This window comes from Clostridium sp., from assembly GCF_050717635.1.
In the GTDB taxonomy this organism is placed as follows: domain Bacteria; phylum Bacillota; class Clostridia; order Clostridiales; family Clostridiaceae; genus Clostridium_AD.
In genome coordinates, this window is sequence record NZ_JBOITO010000013.1 from 145089 (window position 1) to 168433 (window position 23345).

Sequence of the window (23345 nt, forward strand, 5' to 3'; positions counted from 1 at the left end):
TACCCCCCGATTAAATAATATATATTTGTGATAGAATATAAGTGCTATACTTATACTTATTCTTATCCAATCATTAAGTTAATAATAATAATAACTTATTTAAGAATTTCTATTATAGTTGATTATAATGGTAAAAAGTATATACTTCAAGTAGTTAATTGTATAAAATAGTTATGTATAATAAATTTATGGTATGATAACGAAGTTATAAGTTATATAATTTTTCTGGAAATATTCTAAAAGGAATGGGGAATTAAGTTGGATAAAAACGATAAAGACAAATTAAAGCTATATGGATTCAATAATTTAACAAAGTCATTAAGTTTTAATATTTATGATGTTTGCTATACAAAAACAGAGGAAGATAGAAAAAAATATATAGAATATATTGATGAACAATATAATGCAGAGAGACTAACAAAAATTCTTACTGATGTTACTGAAATAATAGGGGCCAGTGTACTTAATATTGCAAAACAAGACTATGATCCTCAAGGAGCAAGCGTAACATTACTGATTTCAGAGGAAGAAATACCTTTGTACCTAGTAGATTGTTCTTGTAATAGAGGGATTTTAACACCAATTCGTGAAAATATTGTGGGGCATTTAGATAAAAGTCATGTAACAGTACATACTTATCCTGAAAGTCACCCTCAAAATGATATAAGTACTTTTAGAGTAGATATAGATGTAGCAACTTGTGGGACTATATCACCATTAAAGGCTCTAAATCACTTAATAGCTAGTTTTGATTCGGATATTATTACTATAGATTACAGGGTTAGAGGTTTTACTAGAGATATGGATGGTAAAAAACACTTTATAGATCATAAGATTAGTTCCATCCAAAATTACATTGCTAAAGAAACTAAAGATAGATACAGCTTAATTGATATGAATATATATCAATCTAATATATTTCATACAAAAATGAAATTAAACGAACTAGAGCTTCCTAATTATCTGTTTGAGATTAAAGAGGAAGACTTAAGCCAAGATGAAAGATGTGATATTATACAGAAGTTGGAAAAAGAAATGACGGAAATATTTTATGGAATGGACATTCCTAATTAGCAATTGCCGTACTTTTGTAAAACATAAGAATAGAAAATCAATAAAGACCTCAGAAGAAAATTTATATTACTTCAGAAGTCTTTTTTTTATAAAAGGATTTTATAGCAGAATATATATTAAAATGAATTACATATTTTTCATTTTATTATGATTTTTATCCATTTATATGGTATAATTTAACCATATAATAAAATATTCTAACAAATGAAATTTAATTAAATTTAATTTTCAAAAATTAGGATAACACAATCTTTAAAATATTTAAAAAACTACTAGTAAGTAGGCTACATCAGTACAGTGGTAGAAAGGAGAAAACTAACATGATAAAAAAAGAATTAATAGCTATGATATTGGCAGGTGGTCAAGGATCAAGACTCAAACAATTAACAAAAATGATTGCGAAACCTGCAGTTCCCTTTGGAGGAAAGTATAGAATTATAGATTTTTCTTTAAGTAATTGTTCCCACTCCGATATAGACACTGTAGGAGTTCTTACTCAGTATCAACCATTGGCTTTAAATGCCCATATTGGAATAGGTACACCATGGGATTTAGACCGTAGAAATGGAGGAGTTAGCATGCTTGCCCCTTACCAAAGTGAAGATGGGGGGAATTGGTATAATGGCACAGCAGATGCTATTTATCAAAACACAAATTATATCGATAGTTATGATCCAGAATATGTGCTTATTTTATCAGGAGACCATATTTACAAAATGGACTATACGAAAATGTTAGATTATCATAAAGAAAAAGGTGCTGATGTTACTATTGCTGTACTAGAAGTACCTCTAGAAGAGGCTTATAGATTTGGAATGATGAATACTCGAAAAGACGATAGTATCTATGAATTTGATGAAAAACCATCAAAACCTAAAAGTAATTTAGCATCTATGGGAGTTTATATATTTAACTGGGCTGCTCTTAAACAATTATTAAAAGAGGACAACCTTGATAAAAATTCCAGTAATGACTTTGGGAAAAACATAATACCAAAAATGATAAAGAATAATCAAAAGCTATATGCATATCATTTTAAAGGATATTGGAGAGATGTAGGTACTATTGAAAGTTTTTGGGCAGCTAATATGGACATGTTAATTGATGATAATGAGCTCAATATATATGATACTAAGTGGAGAATATATTCAGTTAATCCAATCTTACCGCCACAATATATAGGGCCTCAGGCTAAAATTAATAACGTAATGCTCAATGAGGGTTGTACTGTTTTTGGAGAAGTAAATAATTGTGTGCTTTTTCATGGAGTGCATGTAGGTAAAAACACTAAGATAACTAATTCAGTTATTTTACCTAATACTAAAATAGGAAATAATGTGGTAATAGATAAGGCTATTATAGGAAGTAATGTTACTATAAGACGTAATTCTTGTATTGGTAATGGAGAAGATATTATTGTTATAGAAGAAGGAAAAGAGATTAAAGCTGATTCTAAGATATTAACTAACTAAATTATAAAATTAGCGGGGTGATAGTATGCTTAATAATTATATAGGAATATTAATGTTAAACGAGGAAGAAGATAATATTAAAAGTCTTACAAAAACAAGGCCTATAGCATCCATACCTATAGGTGGAAGGTACAGAGTTATTGATTTCGTACTTTCAAATATGGTTAATTCAGGTATTTATAATATAGGTATATTTACTAATACAAAATCTAGGTCTTTAGTGGACCATTTAGGTTCAGGTAAACCTTGGGATTTAGATAGAAAAATAAATGGTTTATTTTTATTCAATTTTACCTCTGAAAACTCACTTACAATGGATATAAATGCATTAAGTGATAATATGGAATACATTTATAGAACAAAGCAAGATTACGTAATTATATCTTCTTCGTATATGATTTGCAACATTGATTACAATGCGGCAGCTAAGTATCATGAGGAATCCGGATCTGATATAACATTATTATACAAAAAAACCAATAATGGTAAGAAACATTATTTAGATGCTAGTACTTTATATGTCGATGAGGAAAACAAAGTTCTAAGTATTGGTAGAAACAAGGGAGCGGAGGATAAACTAAATATATCTATGGAAATGTTTATAATGAAAAAATCCACTCTAATAAGTATTATAAACAAAAGCGTTCAGACGGGGTCTCATAGTTCAATAAAAACTGCAATATACGATAGTGTTAAAGAATATAATGTAAATGCATATGAGTTTAAAGGGTACCTCCAATGTGTAAACTCTATAAAAAATTACTATAAAATCAGCATGGATATGCTAAATGCTAAAGTAACAAAGGAATTATTTTTTAGCCATGGGTTAATTTATACTAAAGTTAAGGATGAGGCTCCTACAAAATATTTTGATGGATCCAATGTTAATAATTCCTTGATTTCTAATGGATGTATTTTGAAAGGAGATATCGAGAATAGTGTAATTTCAAGAAGGGTAATAGTGCAAGAAGGCGTAGAAATAAGAAATTGCATAATTTTTCAAAATTGTGTAATTAAAAAAGGTTGTAAACTAACCAATGTTATTATTGATAAAAATACAATTTTAAGTGAAAATACTGTGTTAAAGGGAGCTGTAGAGTTCCCAGTTGTAATAGAAAAAAAGGCTCATTTATAATAATTAATAAAATTAAGGGAGGTTTAGTATGAAAGTATTATTTGTAGCTTCTGAGGCTTATCCTTTTATAAAAACAGGAGGACTGGGGGATGTAGCATACGCACTACCTAAAGCCTTAAGAAAAATTGGAATTGATGCAAGGGTAATTATACCTAAATATAGTAGCATTCCATTACAATTTAAAAATTGCATGGAAACTATTGCTAGCTTCAATGTGACAGTAGGATGGAGAAATCAATACTGTGGACTACAATATTTGACATATGATGGTATACCTTATTATTTTGTGGATAATGAAGATTATTTTAAAAGATATGAAACATATGGATGTTATGATGATGGAGAGAGATTTTCTTATTTTTCAAAAGCAATATTAGAAGCTATAAAATATATGGGAGATTTTGTACCAGATATTATTCATTGCAATGATTGGCATTGTGGAATTGTCCCAGCACTACTTAAAGAACACTATAGTGAAGACGAAAGGTACAATAAAATTAAAAGTGTCTTTACTATACATAATTTAAAGTATCAAGGAATATTCTCGAAAGAAATATTAGGCGAGTTATTAAACTTAGATGACAAATATTTTTCAGATGAAGCTCTGAAATTTTATGATTCTGTATCCTTCATGAAGGGTGGCATTGTTTATGCAGATGCAGTAACTACTGTGAGTAAGACTTATTCAGAGGAAATACAGACGCCTTTTTATGGTGAATCATTAGATGGATTATTATCCTTAAAATCCGAAAGTTTATATGGTATAGTAAATGGTATAGACTATGAACTATATGATCCTAAAATTGATAAAAAAATCTTCTGTAATTATGATGTGAAAAGTAGAGCTCAGAAAGTGAAAAATAAATTGAAGCTTCAAGAGAAATTATGTTTTACAGTAAATAAAGACATACCAATGATTGGTATTATAACTAGACTCGTAAAGCAAAAGGGTTTAGATTTAATTGTGCTTAAGCTCCAAGAATTACTTAGCCTTCCTATTCAAATAGTGCTTCTTGGCAATGGGGATAGATATTATGAAGATATTTTTCAACATTATGCTTCAATATACCCAAGTAGGATATCAACAAACATTGTTTTTGATGAGAGTTTAGCACAACAAATATATGCTGCTTCTGATATGTTTTTGATGCCATCACTATTTGAACCTTGTGGCATTGGTCAACTTATAGCACTTAAGTATGGAAGCATTCCAATTGTTCGAGAAACTGGAGGATTAAAAGACACAATTATTCCATATAATAAATATACTGGTACTGGAAATGGTTTTTCTTTCACAAATTATAGTAGTGATGATTTATTAGAGGCCATAAATAAGGCTCTAGATTTATATAATGACAAAGAATCATGGGATAAATTAGTTCAAAGCGCCATGCTTTCAAACAATAGTTGGGAAAATTCAGCTAAAAACTATATGAATTTATATAATAATATAAAAAAATAAGTTTTTATGCATTTTAAATTACAAAATTACTAGGTGGTGAATGTTGTGGTTATCGATAAAAAAATATTTAAAGTAGATTATATAAAAAAATTACAAAATATGTTCGCAGAAGAGGCTGGAGATGCATCTACGCTACATCAATACTTTGCTTTAGGAGCATTAATTAAAGATTATTTTTCTAAACCCTGGATTGAAAGCAATAAGGAATATGGAAAAAATAAAGGGAAACAAGTGTATTATTTTTCTATGGAATTCTTAATTGGTAAATTATTAAATAGTAATTTAGTTAATTTGGGTATAAAGGATATATGTGAAAAGGCACTTAGTGAGCTAGGAATTAGTTTAAAAGATATGGAGAATATAGAAGTGGATGCAGGCCTTGGTAATGGAGGGCTTGGGAGGCTGGCAGCTTGTTTTTTAGACTCCATGGCATCTACTCAGATACCAGGTCATGGTTGCGGTATAAGGTATAAGTATGGATTATTTAAGCAAAATATAGAAGATGGTTATCAAGTGGAAGTACCTGATAATTGGCTAAAAAACGGAAATGTATGGGAAATAAGAAAAGAAAATAAGGCTGTAGAAGTAAGGTTCTCAGGGAATGTGTATTTATTGGAACAAGATGGAAAAATGAAAGTTATCCATGAAAATTATGAATCTGTAAGAGCGGTACCTTATGATACCCCAATAAAAGGGTATGATAATAATACGGTAAATACCTTAAGGCTTTGGAGTGCAGAAACTATGGAAGAAGATTTTGATTTTTCTTCCTTTAGTCAAGGGAATTATGCAAAAGCAGGTGAGGATAAGTATTCAGCAGAGGCTATTTCGCAAATTTTATATCCAGATGATAGCTACGAAAAAGGTAAATTACTAAGACTCAAACAAGAGTATTTTTTTGTAAGTGCTGGCCTTCAAAGTATTTTAAAAAGTTATAAAAAGACGCGACTTCCTATTAAGGAGTTTCACAAACATGTGGCCGTACAGATAAATGATACTCACCCAGCAGTAGCTGTGGCTGAACTAATGAGACTTTTAATGGATGAAGAAAATATGTATTGGGACGATGCATGGGAGGTTACAACTAAAACTATGGCATATACTAACCATACAATTATGTCAGAGGCTCTAGAGAAATGGCCTGTAGAAATGTTTAAAAAATTACTTCCACGTTCCTATATGATTATAGAAGAAATAAATAGGCGCTTTTGTAATGAAGTTTATCATAGGTACAATGGGGATTGGGATAAAGTGAACAAATTATCTATTATACATGGTGGATATATAAGGATGGCATATCTTGCTATTGTGGGAAGCCATTCTGTTAATGGAGTTGCAAAACTTCACACAGAACTTCTAAAGCACCAAGAATTGGTGGAGTTTTATGAATTCTATCCAGAAAAATTTAATAATAAGACTAATGGAATAACACATAGACGATGGCTATTAAATTCAAACCAAGAGTTATCAAAGCTTATAACAGAAACTATAGGCGACAAGTGGATAAAGTCTCCCAATAACCTTATTAAATTAATGGATTATACAAAAGATAGTGCTTTTCAAGACAAAGCATATGACATAAAAATAAATAACAAGATAAATTTTTCGAATTTTTTATTATCTAGTAGCGGAATTTCAGTGGATCCTAGTTCTATATTTGATGTTCAGGTAAAAAGGCTGCATGCATATAAAAGACAGCTTTTAAATGTATTTAATATAATGCATCTATATAACCAGCTTCGCGAAAATCGTAATCTAGATATAGTTCCAAGAACTTTTATGTTTGGTGCGAAAGCATCTCCAAGTTATTATATAGCAAAGCAAACTATTAAACTTATTAATACTTTAGCAAATAAGATAAATAATGATCCTATAGCTAAAGATAAACTTAAAATAGTATTTCTTGAAAACTATGGAGTTTCATTAGCGGAGAAAGTTATTCCTAGTGCTGATGTTAGTGAGCAGATTTCTACTGCATCTAAGGAAGCCTCAGGGACTGGAAATATGAAATTCATGATGAATGGGGCTATAACGGTAGCAACTTTAGACGGTGCTAACGTAGAAATATTTGAAGCGGTGGGAAAAGAAAATATTGTATTATTCGGGTTAACCTCAGAAGAGGTAATAGAATATTATAAGAATAGAAATTATAAGGCTAATGATGTTTATAATAGCGATGAAAGATTAAAGAACATAGTAGATCAAACCATAAATGGATTTTTAGGAACTCCAAGAATGGAATTCATGAGTATATATGATAGTTTACTATGCAACAATGATGAGTTTTTTGTACTTAGAGATTTTGATGCTTATGTAAATGCTCAAAGCGAAATTGATAGATTATATAGGCAAAAATCTATATGGCAACAAATGTCAATTACTAATATAGCTAACTCAGGTATATTTTCAAGTGACAACACTATAAAGCGTTATGCTAAAGAAATTTGGACCACACCTTCTGTTAGTATTAAATTATAATTAATCTTCATATTGAAAAGTGTACTGGATAATTGTCTAGTACATTTTTTGCGGTTATAGTCTAAATAGTAAAAAAAATGATGTTTTAGCGAAAAAATTTGTTGATATAGTAGAAAAAGTGTTATAGTATTACTATAATGAAATTAAACACGAACAGTTAGTAAGGTATGTAAAACTTAATATTCGTAAACTCATATATGCTTAGAAATATGGACTAAGCGTTTCTACTAAGTAGCCGTAAAATACTTGACTATGGGTGTTTTAATAAAAAAATAAAATAACTGAGTGAATAGTTATTTTTATTAATGATTTTTATTATAAACTCCCTATTTATTTAGGGGGTTTTTTAGTGCTCAAATCTTAAAAGTTGATAGTTTTTTGAATCATCAAATTGACATAGAGCTATTTAATGAAATTGGGAAGGAATTTAAGGAAAGATTCAAAAACGTGGAAATCACAAAGATACTTACAGTTGAAGCATCAGGTATAGGAATAGCATGTATTGCGGCTCAATACTTTGGTAACGTTCCTGTGGTTTTTGCAAAAAAACATGAAGCAGCTAATTTAGATGGAGATACTTATGAAACTGATGTGTTTTCCTTTACGAAAAACAAGAATTATAAAATAAGAACCAGTAAAAAGTACATAAAAGCAGAAGATAAAATTTTGATAATTGATGATTTTTTAGCAAACGGGAATGCAGCACTAGGACTTATAGAAATTTCACGTCAGGCTGGAGCCCACGCAGTTGGGGTGGGAATTGTAATTGAAAAAGCATTTCAAGATGGGAGAACTCGTATAGAAAATCAGGGAGTTAGATTAGAATCATTAGCAATTGTAAAATCTATACAAGATAATAACATAGTTTTTAAGGAATAGAAAAGAAAATTAATAACTATAAAGATTGTATGGTAATAAAATACTATGCAATTTTTTTATAGTAATTGAAAAAAATGTTAACTATGCCCATTAAATCAGTGCCATTTTTCAAATAAATGTTAATAGTACCTATTAATTATCATTTAATTACACTAATTTAGTACTTAAGGTTTAATTATGGCGCGTTTTAATATATAATAGGAATGGTGAGTAATTTAAGTAACCTATAAAAAAGAATCAAATAGTATTAAATGTGCTTAAACAACATAATATAGATAAGACAGTCAAGAGTGGCAAAAGTATTGCTATTTCAAAACTCTGTATTATTTTGTTATCTATCACAAAAACTACTATTTAAAATTAAACCAAGGCTTACATCCATTACCCTAAAAGGATACTGGTTTTACGTCTAAGTTTATAATAAACCAAACCTAGTTTTAATAATAATTACGCAATAGAAGGAGAGTATGTATATGACAACAGATAATAAAGAAGAAGTTTCAATGAATGATGTAATGGGTAATATAGAAGAATCTATGGTGAAGATCAACAGTGGGGACATTGTACGTGGAACTGTAATTTCTGTAAATGAAGAGGAAGTTCATGTAAACATAGGTTATATGACAGATGGAGTTATAACAAAAGAGGAAATATCAAATGAAAAAGAGATAAATCCTATAGATGTTGTAAAGGTTGATGATGAAATTTTCGTCTACATAATGAAAATTAATGACGGAGAAGGTAATGTTCTTTTATCTAAAAAAAGAGCAGATAATGTTAAAGTTTGGGATGAATTTAAAGAAATATTAGATGAAAACAAAACTTTAGAAGTAACAGTTAGTGACATAGTTAAAGGTGGAGCTACAGCTTATATTAAAGGAGTTAGAGCATTTATACCTGCATCACAAATGTCAGATGCTTATATAGAAAATCTACAAGACTTTAAAGGAAAAATACTAGAAGTTAAAATAATTGAATTAGATCTAGAAAAGAAGAATATAGTTTTATCTAGAAAAGTAATAGAAAAAGCTGAAAATGAAGTAAAAAAAGATATAGTTTGGAATGAACTTAAAAAGGGTGAAAAGAAAACAGGCGTTGTAACAAGACTTGCTAAATTTGGTGCTTTTGTAGATTTAGGTGGCATTGATGGTCTTATTCATGTTTCAGATTTATCTTGGAAAAGAGTTCAAGATCCGTCAGAGATAGTATCTGTTGGAGAAGAAGTAGAAGTTAAGGTTTTAGATTTTGATAAAGAAAAAGGAAGAATATCTCTAGGATTTAAAGCAGAGGAAGGAAATCCCTGGAATAATATATCAAGCAAATATAAGCCTAATGATATAGTAGATGGAACTGTTGTAAAAATAATGGATTTCGGTGCTTTTGTTCAACTTGCATCAGGAGTAGAAGGCTTAGTTCATATTTCAGAAATATCAGAAGACCGTATAGCAAACATCTCTGATGTATTAAAAGCTGGAGATGTTGTAAAAGTTAAAATTGGTGATATAAATGAAAAAGATAGAAGAATAAGCTTAAGTATTAAGGAAGCAGCTGATAAAGGTTTTGGAGATTTAGAAAAATTCAATCAAAATGAAGAAGGCATGACTTTAGGAGATTTATTTAAAGATAAATTCAAAGACTTTAAATTTTAATGTATGCAGGAAAAATTATTGTTAAAGTGTGAAATCTGTGGAAGTCCAGCTGATAAACATCATATAGTTTATAAAAGTAATGGAGGCATAGAATTTCCACTTAACTTTAGATACCTTTGTTCAAAGCATCATAGAGGAAAGTTTGGACCTCATAAAAATAGAAGATTAGATTTAGAATATAAACTCGATATGCAGAAGAAACTTGGGGATATTTTAATAAATGAATTTTATAATATTGAGGAATTAGTATCACTTCTTAATATAAATAAGGGTGTGATTATAAGACTTTTCAAGCAATATAAGTTAGATGATAAAGGCTTTAGAAAAGCGGATATTATCTTCAAACTTATGGGAAGTAAAAAATATGATGATAAAATGCTTTTAGAAATAGAATCTAAAAATTTTTAAATTTAGTATGAAAAGTTAGAAGCTATATGAGACAATATATTGTCTCATATAGCTTTTATTTTTTTAAAAATAACAACTCAATTTAACTTAGCTAATAAAACCTGTATAGTATAATAGTATTATTAATAATACATATAAATATTTCTCATAATAATTATAAAATTGGTAAGACTATATTTTATATGTTATTATACTTCGATTTTATAACATATTTAATTTAGTGTGAAAGGCAGTGTTATTTTGAATAAAAAAGAAAACTCAGCTCATATTATTACTAGAGTAGTTAAGGACAATGGAGGAGAAATCACAGCTTATGAATTTGAAAATGGAGATATTGTTTCAAAAGAACAAGCTGTAATGATGGCTAAGCAAGGAAGTATTAGTGGAGTTTCTACCTCGACTTCAAAAAAAGGTGAAGAATTTTTAAAAAGTTTACCTGATGGAAATAGGTCCAATAATTTAGACAGTTTACCAATTATAGATGATAATGAAATTTTTTAAGAAAAACACTAATATGTAAGTATAAAAAGAAACAGGGACAAATTTAATTTGTATCTGTTTCTTTTTATTTAGTTAAATTAGATGAATTAGTTGTTAACCGTCCCAATTAATAATAAATCTACAGGCGTTATGTATTATTTATTATTATTTGGATAAATTAAATATAAGTGGTTATAGATGTATCACTATTGATACATAAACGTTATAGTGATACAATAATAACATAATGTAATATAGGAGGAGTTAATTTGAGTAAAATAGCTTTAATAACAGATACTACAAGCGATTTAAATAAAGAAACCATAGAAAAATATAATATAAATGTACTACCCTTTAGGATTATCTATTCTGATAGAGAATATCTTGATAATGTAAATATTACATCACAAGAAGTTTATAGTAACATGGAAAAAGAAGTTCCTACATCCTCTTTACCATCAATGAAGGATATGGAAGAGTTATTTTTAAAATTGGAAGATGAGGGATATACTCATGCTATAGTAGTAACCTTATCTACAGGATTATCAGGTATATTTAATGCTATAAAACTTACAAGTGAAAATCATCCTAGTATCATTACTCACCTATGTGATTCACAATCGATTGCCCTTGGTGAGGGACTCATAGTAACAGAATGTGGAAGGCTAATAGAAGAAGGAAAGACTTTTGAAGAAGTTGTTTCGTCTATTCCCTCTATTAAGAAAAGAATCCACTTGTACTTTGTAGTAGGAACTCTAGAGTATTTAAAAAGAGGTGGAAGAATTGGAAAAGTTTCAGGCACTATAGCTGAGCTTCTAAACATAAAACCTATAATTTCAATTGACACAGATGGTAAGTATATTACCAGTGAAAAGGTTAGAGGTAGAAAACAATCTCTTAACAAACTTGTAGAGCTTACTAATAATATTTTAGATAAAAAGAAGTGTAAGGTTTATATAGTGCACGGCGATGCATTAGAAGAATCTAAAAAAGTAATGGAAAGTATACGTCCTCATCCAAACGTTACTTCCATAGAATTTGGTGGATATATAAGCCCTGTATCAGGAGTTCATAGTGGGCCAGGTTTAGTAGGAATGGTTTGCATAGAGGAATCTTAAATAAAAATGGATGATATAAAAAGTAGTGAAAATGAGATAGACATTAGGGCTGAAGAAAAAAGGCTATATGATGAATATAAGAAAAAACTTACACAGCTTCGAAAAGTTAAGAAAGAAAAAGAAGCAGTAGGGCAAGTATTTACAAAAGGATTACTACCTTTGTACGTGCTATATATTCTAAGTTTAGGCGAAACTAATGGGAATGATATATCTCACAAAATTGGAGACAGAACAAATGGTCTTTGGGTTCCTAGTACAGGCGGAATATATCCTCTTTTAAAAAGGTTAGAGAAGGAAAAATTGGTCATTGGTCATTGGAATGATTCTAAGAAAGCACAGAAAATATATAAAATTACTGGAGTAGGTGCGCAGCAATTAGAAAATAAAAAACATCTACTACAAGATAAAATTGAAGAGGCATTAGAAGTGTTTAAAATAATTTATAGTGATCTATATGATTAAAAAAGTAGCTGCAACTGCAGCTACTTTTTTGGTGCCACCCACGTGACAAGTGGCAAACACAAAGATGCCACTTGCCACGTGGGTGGCACCATTTTAAAGCTTAAGTTTTAAGTCACCTTCTCTTATCCATCCTTTCTTTCTCATCACTTCTGAAAAAAACAAAGTCAAAATAGCGGGGGCTATAAAGTGTAATAGTAAAATTTTTAAAACTATTACAGTGGTGGATTCGCTTCCTTGCATAACGGATAGGGTTCCAAATTGTCCTACGAGACCACTGGTACCCATACCTGAACCTATGGAATTATTTTTCATTGCAAAAATGGTGGTAGAAATAGGACCTAAAATTGCACCAGCCAAAGTAGGAGGTATCCATACTTGAGGACGTTTTATTATGTTAGGTACTTGTAGCATTGAGGTACCTAGTCCTTGGGACAATAAACCACTGAATTTATTTTCCCTGTAACTAGAAACAGCAAAGCCTATCATTTGAGCACTACAACCCACCGTAGCAGCACCAGCTGCAAGACCGGACATTTTTAGTGATATCGCTATGGCGGCACTACTAATTGGAGCAGTAAGGGTTAGACCCATTAACGTAGACACAGCAATACCCATAGGAATAGGCATAAGAGTTGTAGCTGAATTTATTACTGCGCCAAGGCTTGTCATAAAGACGGATATGTAAGGTCCAACAAATTTACCTGCTAAGCTTCCTGTAATAATAGTAACAATGGGAACAATAACGATATCAATCTTTGTTTTTCCCGAAACATAGTTTCCAAGTTCTGCACCAATTATTGCAGCAATGAAAGCTCCTACTGGCCCACCACCCATATACATATACCCGAAAGCACCAGTTGCAGCGGATGAAAACATTGCGAGAGGAGTAACTTTTAAGCCCCAAGCCACAGCTACACCTATAGCTGCGCCGACCACAGGTGATTTAGCTGAAATAATTTCTGTAAACTCTTTAAGAAAGGCTAGTCCAGGAACTTTTGATAATTGGCTTAGTATTAGTCCGATGATTAAGGATGCGAAAAGGCCTAATGCCATAGCACTTAGGGCATCTAAGAAATATCTTTTGAGGGCTTTTTTTACAACAATTTTAAACTTTTTCATGATGGTTCCTCCTAAAAAAATCATATTTATTATAAATTATAATAATATTATGTGCAACTACTATTATTTAAGTCAGTTACATATGTATATACCGGTGTATATACACATGCGACTAAAAATATTATAACATTTTCTTGCAAACACATCAATAAGAAAAATAAAAGTATAAAGCTTTTCAGCGTCTATACTTTTAAATATAATTCCAACTAATTTTTGTATAAATCTAAATAAGAACTACCATCAAGTGGAATTAGTGCTTGTAGACCTGGGGTACCATTAACTAAACCTATAGCATAGACAGTATAAAAACGACCTGGTTTTAGCTTAATATTAGGTACGTATAAAACAGTAGTTTTGGTGCCAGTAGGTTTAGCTTCTAATATATAGGTTCCAGCAGGTACTTTTATATAGTCGGTGAATTCTTTGTAACTAATATTCTTAAATAGAATTGTGCCATCTGGTAATACAATATCAACAGGTGGAGCATTTGGTGATAAATGAGCGAATTTAACGTAAGCCATATTGTTAGTTTCTGTAATTTTAGTTTCTGGAATAAGAAGTAAATCAATGTTTGCAAGTAAACCAATAGCTGCAACTGTATAAATTTTTCCTGGCGGAATAAAAATGTTTTTACTAAGTACAGGAGATGTTTTAGTACCAGCAGCATAGATTTTCACATTGTAATTTCCAGTTATAACCTCTATATAATCGGTGAAATCAGCATAGGCAAGGTTTTTAGCTTTTAGTATATCATTAATGTATACATCAACGGCAGGGGATTTAGGTGAAGCATGAAGAACTCTTAAATATGAAGTCATGGGCAGTCCTCTTTGTAGAGGATAAGGATTATAAATATTTTTTGGACAATAAAACATAAAGGGCTCCTTTTAAATATTTCTACTAAATTATTATATGGAGAAGAGTCTTAGAATGTTACTAGAAATAGCTTTGATATAAATAGAAGAGGAGCGATAGTTTTAAAACTATCGCTCCTCTTCTATTTATAAAAGTAATTTAACCTTTAATCAATGAAGTTAAAACATGTCTTTCTTATTAAGAAAAAAGACAACAAAAATACTAATAAGGCCAACTATTGCAACTACATACCAAAAGCCTAGTCCTGCACTAGTAACACCGAAGGGTATTCCAGTTACATTCATCCCAAATAATCCAGAAACCATATTAGGTATAGCCATAACTATAGTAATAGCAGCTAAAAATTTCATTACTATATTTAGGTTGTTTGATATAACAGATGCATATGCGCCCATAGTACCACTTAAAATATTACTATAAATAGTACACATCTCTATAGCCTGTCTGTTTTCAATAATAACATCCTCTAATACGTCTTTATCGTCATCATACCTTTGAAGAATGTCTAGTTTAAGCATTTTTTCTAAGGTTAGTTCATTTCCTTTTAAGGAAGTAGAAAAATATACAAGAGATTTTTCTAAAGCTAGTAATTGAAGGAGTTCTTTATTTCTTAAGGATTTGTGAAGTTGTTTTTCTACTATATAGCTTTTCTTATCAATTTGCCTTAGGTATATTAGATAATAGTTAGCAATTCTATATAATATTTGTAGCATGAATCTTGAACGCTTATAAGTGAAAAAGGAACCTATTTTTCCTTCTGTAAAATCTGACAATATTTTGCTGTTTTTTAAACATACTGTAATGATAACTTTGTCAGTGTGAATCATAGATATAGGATATGTATCATAGGTTAGTGAGTTATCATCCATGTCTGTAAAGGGAATATCCAGGATAATTAATGTGCAATCTTCTATGTCAATACGAGAGGTTTCCTCTTCATCTAGTGCAGCCTTTAAAAAATTCATAGGCACATCAGCCTTTTTTGATATAAATATTAATTCTTCGTCTGAAGGATCTATCATATTAATCCAACAACCGGGCTCTATATCATCGGATTTTATTAATTGTCCATTTTCTATGGTGTTATATATTGAAAGCATTGTGTAAAACCTCCTAGAGTAACTTCCTCTATATTATAGTCTATAAAATGCTCTCTATACAACTAATAATTAATAAAATTATTAGTTGTATAGAGAGTTAGGATATTAGCTCTTGGTTGACAAAATAGTTTGAATAATCGATAATGAAAAGTGAGAAGCTATACATGAGGAAATAGAAAATTGGAATAATAATAAAGAAATTAGACTAAATATATTGTAGAGTAATATTTTGGAAGGGACATTTATGGATATCTACCCATTATTTATAATTGCTTTAGCATTATCTTTAGACGCTTTTGGAGTAGCTTTATGCATAGGTTTAAATAATCAAACTAAAACTTCAAATAAGCTAGGATTTATTATTTCTTTCGGGTTTTTCCAATTTTTATTTTCATACATAGGTGCTTATTTTGGCATTCTCTTTAATACATACGTAGTATCAATGCCAAGCATAATTGGTGGTATGATTATTGCTTTAGTTGGGGTGCTTATGATTAAGGAAGGCTTTGAAAACAATGGAAAGTGTCCACTATTAAAACCTAAGATGTATTTTATTTTAGGTGTATCAGTAAGCATAGATGCAATGGTTGTAGGTTTTACCGTGTTAAATAATGCAACAAATGTTTTATTATTCAATAATACACTGTTTATTGGGGGTATAACTCTTGTAGTATCCACAATTGCGTTTATAATTTCTAAACATCTAAAAAAGATAGAAGTTGTAGGGAAATATGCGGACTACATTGGAGGAATAGTATTAATAATTTTTGGGCTAAGGATGATGCTTTTTTAAAAGGAAGGATGGTAAATATGTTAGAAAAATTAAAGGATTTAAAATCAGTTGAGGCATTTAAATATTTTAAAGAAATGAATAAGATTCCAAGAGGTTCTGGAAATGAAAAAGGGATAAGTGATTGGCTTTTAAATTTTGCAAAAGAACATAATTTAAAGGCTATCCAAGATGAGGCATTAAACATTATAATTAAAAAGCCTGGGACTAAGGGATATGAAAAATCGGAAATTATAATACTTCAAGGTCACATGGATATGGTTTGCGAGAAAAACAAAGATGCAAAGCATGATTTTTTAAAAGATCCTATTGAATTTATTGTAGAAGGAGATTTTTTGAGGGCTAATGGAACTACATTAGGTGCTGACAATGGTATTGCAGTAGCATTCGGTCTTGCACTACTTGCATCTGTGGATATTCCTCATCCACCAATAGAGTTATTAGTAACAACGGAGGAAGAAACAGGTATGGGTGGAGCTGGCGCGCTAGATCCTAAAAATTTAGATGGAAGAATATTAATAAATATAGATTCAGAAGAAGAAGGAAAACTTTTAGTAAGTTGTGCAGGTGGAGTAAGAGAAAAAATTAAACTTCCTATAACTTGGGATGAGGCAGATAAAAGTTTTGTAAATTGTGTGATAAGACTTGATGGATTAAATGGCGGGCACTCTGGCATGGAAATTAATAAAGGCAGGGGCAACGCTATTAAGCTTATGGGACGGTTCCTTATGGATTTAAAATCAGTAATGGGATTTAAAATAAATTCAATAACTGGTGGAGCTAAAAATAACGCAATTCCTCGTGATGCTGATGCTGTTATATTGTTTAGAAAAGATGATGAAGCAACAGTTACCAAGAAGTTGTCAGAGTGGAATGCTACTTTTAAAAATGAGTTTAATGATGTAGATCCAAACATTAGTTTAGTTATGGAAACATTAGACCCAAAGGTGGAAAAAACATTTTCTGATGACACAGCTACAAAAGCACTTCAATTACTTTTCCTAATTCCAAATGGTATTCAAAATATGAGCATGGCAATTGAAGGTTTAGTTCAAAGTTCAACAAACATAGGAGTTCTTACTACCAGTGGAGAAAATATGGAATTTGATTCTGCCATAAGGAGTTCTGTAAAGACATTAAAGAAAGCAATATGTGATGAAACTATAGTACTTTCAGAAATGGTAGGTGCAGCAATTGAATTTCAATCGGATTATCCAGAGTGGCAATACAATCCTAAGTCACGTATAAGGACAGTGCTAGAAAAAGTATATAATGATATTAATGGAAAAATGCCAGAAATATCAGCTATACATGCTGGCCTTGAATGCGGATTATTTAGTGATAAATTTGAAGGAAAACTTGACCAAATATCTTTTGGTCCTAATATTTATGATGTACACACGCCTAAAGAACATTTAAGTATATCATCTACAGATAGAATGTGGAATTACTTAGTAGCAATACTAAAGGAACTAAAATAATTAATTTACTTAATCAAGCTTAAGCTACTATATGTAGCTTAAGCTACTTTAGTGAATTTTTAAAAGGCTTCTACTTTTGTAGAAGCCTTTTGTATAAGATGTGATTAAACTAAAAAAAGTTGATGCTAACTTTTAATTCTAAGCATTGCTTGTATTTATCACCATATTGGGGTATATTATAATTGATATAAAAAAATAGTAAGGTGATATAAATGAATGTAATTTCATATCTGAAACAAAATAATATTAAGATTACTAAAGCAAGAAAAAACATATTGGAAATTATACTTTGCAGTAAAGAGTCAATAAATGCAAAGCTTATTTATGCTATCCTTGAAGAAGATGACATGAAAATAGATTTGTCCACCATATATAGAACACTAGATTTATTAGAAAGCAAAAGGATATTAAATAAATTTGATTTGGGTAATAATATGTACAATTATGCTTTGAATATTAATGCTCACAAACATATAATTATCTGTGAGTTATGTCATAAGGAAATGGTTATAGATTGCCCCATACCTCAAATAGAAGAGCAAATAAAAGCGAAGACAGGAATAACACTTACAGAAAGTCATGTATATTTAAAAGGAATATGTAAAGAATGCGAAAAATATAAGAAATATAAGAAATAAGGGATGGTGAGTTTTATGCAATTTTCTTCATTGGTACTAATGGAAATAGATAAAGAAACTAATCAATTTATTAGAGAGATGGGAAGCTATGAAACTTCTGAGGGAGCAGAATTTGTTACCAAGTTAAATTATTATGGAGAATTAATTAACTTGGTTTTTGATACACACACTGATGTGGAAGAGTGGCAATTTACAGCAATTTATGATTATTTTAATGAGGAAAAATTTAGATCTAAAGGTTACATTATTGAAGCTGTAGACGATGAATATAATCCAACCTGGGTAGTTAAGTTTAAGTATTCTACAGAGCATATGGTTGTTCGCGAAGCCATAATTGAAATATGTGAAATTATAAAGCAAGAACTTAAGGAAGTTTATGAAAAGATTAAAGATAAAGAAGAAGAATATAAATAAATACAACTATTGGTTTTGAATTTAACAAAAGCGTAGAATTATACATAAATATGTTGGAAATACATAAAAAAAATAGTATAATTTAATAAAAAGATTTATAGAGGTGGGTATGAGGCTTGAATTTATTAACAGAGTAAAAAGTGACGAAATTTTAGGAAGAAATATATTTACAGATGATGGGAGCATATTGCTAAGAACGGGAGTTAAATTAACAGATCAATATATCGAAAAACTTAAAGACTTAGGTGTTTTTTATGTATATGTAGAAGATGATAGATTAGCCGATATATCAATAGAAGATGAAAAATTAAGTGATTTAAAAGCAACAACCATGAAAAATATGAGTACAATAATGAAGAATGTAACTTTAGGAGATAGAAAAGGTACTAAGGATTCCTTAACAGTTGTGGAGGACTTAGTTAATTACATTATTGAGCTAGGTGATGTAAATAAAAGTTTATATGACATTCAAACTTATGACAACTATACTTATCTTCACTCTATAGATACTGGAATTATGTCGATTTTTTTAGGGCTTTCTATGAACCTTAAGGAAAGTGAACTAAAGGAATTAAGCATTGGTGCAATACTTCATGATATAGGTAAAACTAAAATAGACAATGACATAATAACTAAACCAGGGAAATTAACGGTTAGTGAATTTGATGAAATTAAGAAACACCCCGTTTATGGGAAAAACATGCTGGAAAAAAATTTTTCTATGTCTCTAGAAGTGTTGAAGGCGGTGGAACAGCATCATGAGAGAGTCGATGGCTATGGATATCCTTACGGACTTGCTAAGCACCAGATTTCTAAGTTTGCAAAAATAATTTGTGTTTGTGACGTTTATGATGCTGTCAGCAATGATAGAACTTATAGAGAAAAATTTAATCCTATAGATGCTTATGAGTTAATTTTAGCAGGCTGTGGGAATGCATTTGATGAAGAGGTAGTAAAAAACTTCAAACAGACATTTTCAGTATTTCCATTAGGTGTTTGTTTAAGACTATCCAACGGAGTGGAAGGATATGTAATTAAGCAAAATAAAAATTTTCCTGATAGACCTATAGTTAGAGTGCTTTATGAAGGTAAAACTAGGATACCAATTAAGTTTTATGAAATAGATTTGTTACAATGTAATAATATTGTGGTACAGGCAATAATTTAGTTGTTACCCTAACTATAGTTGGGGTAACAACTAAATTAATTATACCTGGAATTAGGAGAAAAACATGAAAGAAAAAAATATAAAAATAATTATGAGTGGTCTTGTTCAGCGATATGGGTATATATTAGAGGATATAAAAAGTGTGGATAGAAATTCAGAGCTTTGGACAGTGAGCAAAAATATTAACGGAGATGACCAACGATTAATATTTATGACTGAGCAGAGATTACAAGAGTTAATGCAATATGATATTCCAGAGGATAAAAACAATGTATATATACTGTTTTATGAAGACGGAATAAATGAGAACAAAGAGGAAGGGTCACCTTCGGTAAATAAAATATTAGATAAACCAACTATTAGGGTAGGGCTTAAAGAAAAAAAAGTAGAATATACTCCAAATGTAAATATGCAAGTAGTTAATGACCTAGCAGCAGTGATGAGTAATAATAATTTGCACATCGCTTCAGAAAAAATAAGTCTAAAGGATAAACCACTTATTACTATGGGCCTTATAGTTATAAATATTATAATGTATGTAATTACTGCATATATGACTTCTGTTTATGCAGGAGGGAGCATATTTAGTAGTGATACCAGAGTTTTAATCCTACTAGGGGCTAAGGTTAATGAGCTAATTGCCGGAGGCCAGTACTTTAGGCTTGTTTCTTCTATGTTTTTACATGGAGGACTTATGCACTTAGCAATAAATATGTATTCACTTTATGCCATAGGGCCAATGATTGAAAGAGTTTATGGAAAGAAAAAGTACCTTGTTATTTATTTTCTTTCTGGTATATGCTCATCTATATTTAGTTATTTGTTTTCGCCTAGTGTTTCTATTGGAGCCTCTGGTGCAATCTTTGGACTCTTAGGAGCGGTACTTGTCTTTGCAATTAAGTCTAAAGGAAAAACTGGAACTGGTTTTATAAAAAGCATTTTATCAGTTATATTTATAAATGTAATTATAGGAATTACTTTGCCTAACATTGATAATTTTGCCCATATGGGTGGACTTATTGGAGGAGTGATTATATCGTTCTTAGTTTCTTTTAAATCAGAATATAATTAAACAGACCGCCAAAGGTGAAAGAACCTTGGCGGTCTGTTTGATTTTAAGCAACAATGTTTTTTTTGATAGATATAATATTAGTTAAATCTTCATGATATATGGTTTCTTTCTGAATTAACAAATCTGTTATAGATTCCAAAGCTTCTTTTTCATCTATTAGCATATGTTTAACCTCTTCATATAATTCTGAAATTAAATTTTTACATTCTTTAAAGGCTGATTCTTGATTTGTAAAGCCTGAGCTACTTAGCTTATCCATAGTAAGTAGGCCTAGTGCTTCACCCATACCGTACTCTGTTACCATGGTTGTAACTAGTTCTGTACTTCTTTGTAAATCATTATAAGCACCAGTAGTTACATGATCCGATCCAAACATAATTTCTTCGGCTGCTCTACCACCTAAAAGTACCATTATTCTTTTCTTTAAATGTTCTTTGTTTTGATACAGTTTATCTTCGGGAATACTTAGGGTATAGCCGCCTGCACCTTTAGTAGTTGGGATTATAGTTACTTTAGATACTTTATCATTAGGCAACACTCTACAGGAGATTAGTGCATGTCCTGATTCGTGGAAGGCGGTAATTCTTCTATCCTCATCTTTAATATAATCTCTATGAACTTTTTCATAACCAGCTAGCATTATTGAGTAAGCTTTATCTAAATGTTCGTTTTCAATAAACACAGAATTATCTTTGCAGGCAAGAATCGCAGCTTCATTTGCTAAGTTTTCTAGCTTTGCACCTGAAAAATATGAGGTTTTGTGTGCCCACTGAAAATAATCAATGTCGTTAATAGGTTTATTTTTAAGGTGAAGTTTTAAAATTTTCTCTCTTGCAGATATATCTGGTAATGTGACTTCAATATGCCTATCAAAACGACCAGGTCTTAGTAGAGCTGGGTCCAACATATCGAGTCTATTAGTTGCTGCAATAATCATTATGCCTTCTGATTCATTAAAACCAGACATTTCTGTGAGTAGTGCGTTAAGTGTCTGATCTTTTTCATCAGAACCACCTCCGCCATTATCTCTTTTCTTACCAATAGCGTCAATCTCATCAATAAAGATAACTGCTTTTCCATGACTTCTTGCTTTTTTAAATAAGCTTCTAATCCTACCTGCACCAACCCCTACATATATCTGGACAAAATCAGAGCCCGATACTGCGTAAAAGGGTACATTTGCTTCTCCAGCTACAGCTTTTGCAAGCAATGTTTTACCCGTTCCTGGATCTCCATATAAAATTATTCCTTTTGGCATTCTGGCACCATAGGCGGAATATTTTTCGGGGTTCTTAAGAAAATCCACTACATCCTTTACACTATCTTTAGCCTCTTCATTACCTGCTACATTATCAAAGTTAAAACCTATATCAGCTACGGCAGCAACATCAAGATTAGTAGCTGAGAACATGCTTTTGGACTTTAGCTTTAAAGGTTTAAAAGTCATAATCCCAAGTACTATTAGTGATATTACAAGACCTACGATTGATGCTGTTTTATAAGGATTAGTTAGAGTTTGTTCAGAAACATTTATACCACTTTTTAATAAATTTTCTTTGAAACTATCAGTTCTTGGATTGTCTGTTTTATAAGTAGAACCATCTTTAAGTTTAACTTGAATTTTAGGAGAAGTTGTTACGTATACAGTTGAAATGCTTTTTGACGAGGCATCTTTAAGAAAATCTATGTATAGCTTATCTGCAGATACTTTAAGGGTATTGCTCACAAGGATGAGAAATACCAATGACAAAATTGCTGTAATAACAGGGAGTATAATATACTTGTTTTTAATTTTATTCATAAAAGAGAGGCAATTTAACTACTATGCCTACAATAGAGTTAGTAGAACATAGATATTGCCTCATTCACCATCCTTTCGCATATTTATTAAAGTACTACTGTAATTTATTTACTATGTTCAACAATTAACTTGGTGAACCAAAATCTTGTTGATGTAATATGAATACATTATAATATTTTTAAGAGGCCTTGTCCAACGAACCTCATATATTTTGGAAATGTAATTTATGTAAAAAATGCAATTGCTAAATTTGTTATTTGATGTATAAT

Annotated in this window: 21 protein-coding genes and 1 riboswitch; of the genes, 17 read left to right on the plus strand and 4 right to left on the minus strand. The window is 30.5% G+C overall.

Features of this window, described 5'->3' with window-relative positions:
- Positions 1–258 precede the first annotated feature (258 nt).
- From speD to ACREWB_RS06685, 11 genes are all read left to right on the plus strand, one after another.
- On the plus strand, positions 259–1074 hold the full coding sequence (speD, locus tag ACREWB_RS06635; protein ID WP_431546676.1) for an adenosylmethionine decarboxylase: 816 nt from the start codon (positions 259–261) through the stop codon (positions 1072–1074).
- A gap of 320 nt (positions 1075–1394) precedes the next feature.
- Positions 1395–2546, plus strand: a complete 1152-nt coding sequence (locus tag ACREWB_RS06640; protein ID WP_431546677.1) for a glucose-1-phosphate adenylyltransferase — start codon at positions 1395–1397, stop codon at positions 2544–2546.
- A 25-nt stretch (positions 2547–2571) separates the two neighbouring features.
- Complete coding sequence (gene glgD / locus ACREWB_RS06645) at positions 2572–3681, plus strand: glucose-1-phosphate adenylyltransferase subunit GlgD (protein ID WP_431546678.1); 1110 nt, start codon at positions 2572–2574, stop codon at positions 3679–3681.
- Positions 3682–3709: 28 nt separating this feature from the next.
- Positions 3710–5143, plus strand: coding sequence for a glycogen synthase GlgA (glgA, locus tag ACREWB_RS06650; RefSeq protein WP_431546679.1), 1434 nt, complete (start codon positions 3710–3712; stop codon positions 5141–5143).
- 45 nt (positions 5144–5188) lie between these two features.
- Complete coding sequence (locus tag ACREWB_RS06655) at positions 5189–7621, plus strand: glycogen/starch/alpha-glucan phosphorylase (RefSeq protein WP_431546680.1); 2433 nt, start codon at positions 5189–5191, stop codon at positions 7619–7621.
- A gap of 171 nt (positions 7622–7792) precedes the next feature.
- A riboswitch (purine riboswitch) is annotated at positions 7793–7894 on the plus strand.
- An 84-nt stretch (positions 7895–7978) separates the two neighbouring features.
- The gene (locus tag ACREWB_RS06660; protein ID WP_431547158.1) at positions 7979–8500 is read left to right on the plus strand and encodes a xanthine phosphoribosyltransferase; all 522 of its coding nucleotides are present in this window, start codon (positions 7979–7981) and stop codon (positions 8498–8500) included.
- A 473-nt stretch (positions 8501–8973) separates the two neighbouring features.
- Positions 8974–10149 carry a 30S ribosomal protein S1 gene (gene rpsA, locus ACREWB_RS06665; protein ID WP_431546681.1) on the plus strand — a complete coding sequence of 392 codons (1176 nt, stop codon included), beginning with the start codon at positions 8974–8976 and terminating at the stop codon, positions 10147–10149.
- A gap of 18 nt (positions 10150–10167) precedes the next feature.
- The gene (locus ACREWB_RS06670) at positions 10168–10557 is read left to right on the plus strand and encodes an HNH endonuclease signature motif containing protein (protein ID WP_431546682.1); all 390 of its coding nucleotides are present in this window, start codon (positions 10168–10170) and stop codon (positions 10555–10557) included.
- Positions 10558–10797: 240 nt separating this feature from the next.
- Positions 10798–11058, plus strand: coding sequence for a DUF3892 domain-containing protein (locus tag ACREWB_RS06675; protein WP_431546683.1), 261 nt, complete (start codon positions 10798–10800; stop codon positions 11056–11058).
- A gap of 248 nt (positions 11059–11306) precedes the next feature.
- Positions 11307–12155, plus strand: coding sequence for a DegV family protein (locus ACREWB_RS06680; RefSeq protein WP_431546684.1), 849 nt, complete (start codon positions 11307–11309; stop codon positions 12153–12155).
- Positions 12156–12161: 6 nt separating this feature from the next.
- Positions 12162–12617: a PadR family transcriptional regulator gene (locus ACREWB_RS06685; RefSeq protein ID WP_431546685.1), complete on the plus strand. Its 456-nt coding sequence runs from the start codon at positions 12162–12164 to the stop codon at positions 12615–12617.
- 93 nt (positions 12618–12710) lie between these two features.
- Here ACREWB_RS06685 and ACREWB_RS06690 read toward each other — a convergent pair whose 3' ends face one another.
- The 3 genes from ACREWB_RS06690 to ACREWB_RS06700 all read right to left on the minus strand — a co-directional run bounded on the left by ACREWB_RS06690 (position 12711) and on the right by ACREWB_RS06700 (position 15712).
- Positions 12711–13736, minus strand: a complete 1026-nt coding sequence (locus ACREWB_RS06690; RefSeq protein WP_431546686.1) for a PTS sugar transporter subunit IIC — start codon at positions 13734–13736, stop codon at positions 12711–12713.
- A gap of 206 nt (positions 13737–13942) precedes the next feature.
- Positions 13943–14554, minus strand: a complete 612-nt coding sequence (locus ACREWB_RS06695; protein WP_431546687.1) for a DUF4397 domain-containing protein — start codon at positions 14552–14554, stop codon at positions 13943–13945.
- A gap of 216 nt (positions 14555–14770) precedes the next feature.
- Positions 14771–15712 (minus strand): magnesium transporter CorA family protein, encoded by a 942-nt coding sequence (locus tag ACREWB_RS06700; RefSeq protein WP_431546688.1) that lies wholly within the window; start codon positions 15710–15712, stop codon positions 14771–14773.
- A 244-nt stretch (positions 15713–15956) separates the two neighbouring features.
- Between ACREWB_RS06700 and ACREWB_RS06705 the strand changes: the two genes are divergently transcribed.
- The 6 genes from ACREWB_RS06705 to ACREWB_RS06730 all read left to right on the plus strand — a co-directional run bounded on the left by ACREWB_RS06705 (position 15957) and on the right by ACREWB_RS06730 (position 21275).
- Positions 15957–16505, plus strand: a complete 549-nt coding sequence (locus tag ACREWB_RS06705) for a manganese efflux pump MntP (RefSeq protein ID WP_431546689.1) — start codon at positions 15957–15959, stop codon at positions 16503–16505.
- A gap of 17 nt (positions 16506–16522) precedes the next feature.
- On the plus strand, positions 16523–17983 hold the full coding sequence (locus ACREWB_RS06710) for an aminoacyl-histidine dipeptidase (protein ID WP_431546690.1): 1461 nt from the start codon (positions 16523–16525) through the stop codon (positions 17981–17983).
- A gap of 212 nt (positions 17984–18195) precedes the next feature.
- Positions 18196–18621, plus strand: a complete 426-nt coding sequence (locus ACREWB_RS06715; protein ID WP_431546691.1) for a Fur family transcriptional regulator — start codon at positions 18196–18198, stop codon at positions 18619–18621.
- 15 nt (positions 18622–18636) lie between these two features.
- Complete coding sequence (locus tag ACREWB_RS06720) at positions 18637–19035, plus strand: DUF6762 family protein (RefSeq protein ID WP_431546692.1); 399 nt, start codon at positions 18637–18639, stop codon at positions 19033–19035.
- A 109-nt stretch (positions 19036–19144) separates the two neighbouring features.
- On the plus strand, positions 19145–20203 hold the full coding sequence (locus ACREWB_RS06725; protein WP_431546693.1) for an HD-GYP domain-containing protein: 1059 nt from the start codon (positions 19145–19147) through the stop codon (positions 20201–20203).
- Positions 20204–20267: 64 nt separating this feature from the next.
- The gene (locus ACREWB_RS06730) at positions 20268–21275 is read left to right on the plus strand and encodes a rhomboid family intramembrane serine protease (protein ID WP_431546694.1); all 1008 of its coding nucleotides are present in this window, start codon (positions 20268–20270) and stop codon (positions 21273–21275) included.
- 43 nt (positions 21276–21318) lie between these two features.
- Here ACREWB_RS06730 and ACREWB_RS06735 read toward each other — a convergent pair whose 3' ends face one another.
- The gene (locus ACREWB_RS06735; protein ID WP_431546695.1) at positions 21319–23076 is read right to left on the minus strand and encodes an ATP-dependent metallopeptidase FtsH/Yme1/Tma family protein; all 1758 of its coding nucleotides are present in this window, start codon (positions 23074–23076) and stop codon (positions 21319–21321) included.
- Positions 23077–23345 lie beyond the last annotated feature (269 nt).

What these genes read in the sequence shown, in the direction of transcription:
- ACREWB_RS06640 (WP_431546677.1), top strand. Translation starts at nt 1,395, where the DNA reads ATGATAAAAAAAGAATTAATAGCTATGATATTGGCAGGTGGTCAAGGA.
- glgD (WP_431546678.1), top strand. Translation starts at nt 2,572, where the DNA reads ATGCTTAATAATTATATAGGAATATTAATGTTAAACGAGGAAGAAGAT.
- glgA (WP_431546679.1), top strand. Translation starts at nt 3,710, where the DNA reads ATGAAAGTATTATTTGTAGCTTCTGAGGCTTATCCTTTTATAAAAACA.
- rpsA (WP_431546681.1), top strand. Translation starts at nt 8,974, where the DNA reads ATGACAACAGATAATAAAGAAGAAGTTTCAATGAATGATGTAATGGGT.
- ACREWB_RS06685 (WP_431546685.1), top strand. Translation starts at nt 12,162, where the DNA reads ATGGATGATATAAAAAGTAGTGAAAATGAGATAGACATTAGGGCTGAA.
- ACREWB_RS06690 (WP_431546686.1), bottom strand. Translation starts at nt 13,736, where the DNA reads ATGAAAAAGTTTAAAATTGTTGTAAAAAAAGCCCTCAAAAGATATTTC.
- ACREWB_RS06695 (WP_431546687.1), bottom strand. Translation starts at nt 14,554, where the DNA reads ATGACTTCATATTTAAGAGTTCTTCATGCTTCACCTAAATCCCCTGCC.
- ACREWB_RS06700 (WP_431546688.1), bottom strand. Translation starts at nt 15,712, where the DNA reads ATGCTTTCAATATATAACACCATAGAAAATGGACAATTAATAAAATCC.
- ACREWB_RS06705 (WP_431546689.1), top strand. Translation starts at nt 15,957, where the DNA reads ATGGATATCTACCCATTATTTATAATTGCTTTAGCATTATCTTTAGAC.
- ACREWB_RS06710 (WP_431546690.1), top strand. Translation starts at nt 16,523, where the DNA reads ATGTTAGAAAAATTAAAGGATTTAAAATCAGTTGAGGCATTTAAATAT.
- ACREWB_RS06715 (WP_431546691.1), top strand. Translation starts at nt 18,196, where the DNA reads ATGAATGTAATTTCATATCTGAAACAAAATAATATTAAGATTACTAAA.
- ACREWB_RS06720 (WP_431546692.1), top strand. Translation starts at nt 18,637, where the DNA reads ATGCAATTTTCTTCATTGGTACTAATGGAAATAGATAAAGAAACTAAT.
- ACREWB_RS06725 (WP_431546693.1), top strand. Translation starts at nt 19,145, where the DNA reads ATGAGGCTTGAATTTATTAACAGAGTAAAAAGTGACGAAATTTTAGGA.
- ACREWB_RS06730 (WP_431546694.1), top strand. Translation starts at nt 20,268, where the DNA reads ATGAAAGAAAAAAATATAAAAATAATTATGAGTGGTCTTGTTCAGCGA.
- ACREWB_RS06735 (WP_431546695.1), bottom strand. Translation starts at nt 23,076, where the DNA reads ATGAATAAAATTAAAAACAAGTATATTATACTCCCTGTTATTACAGCA.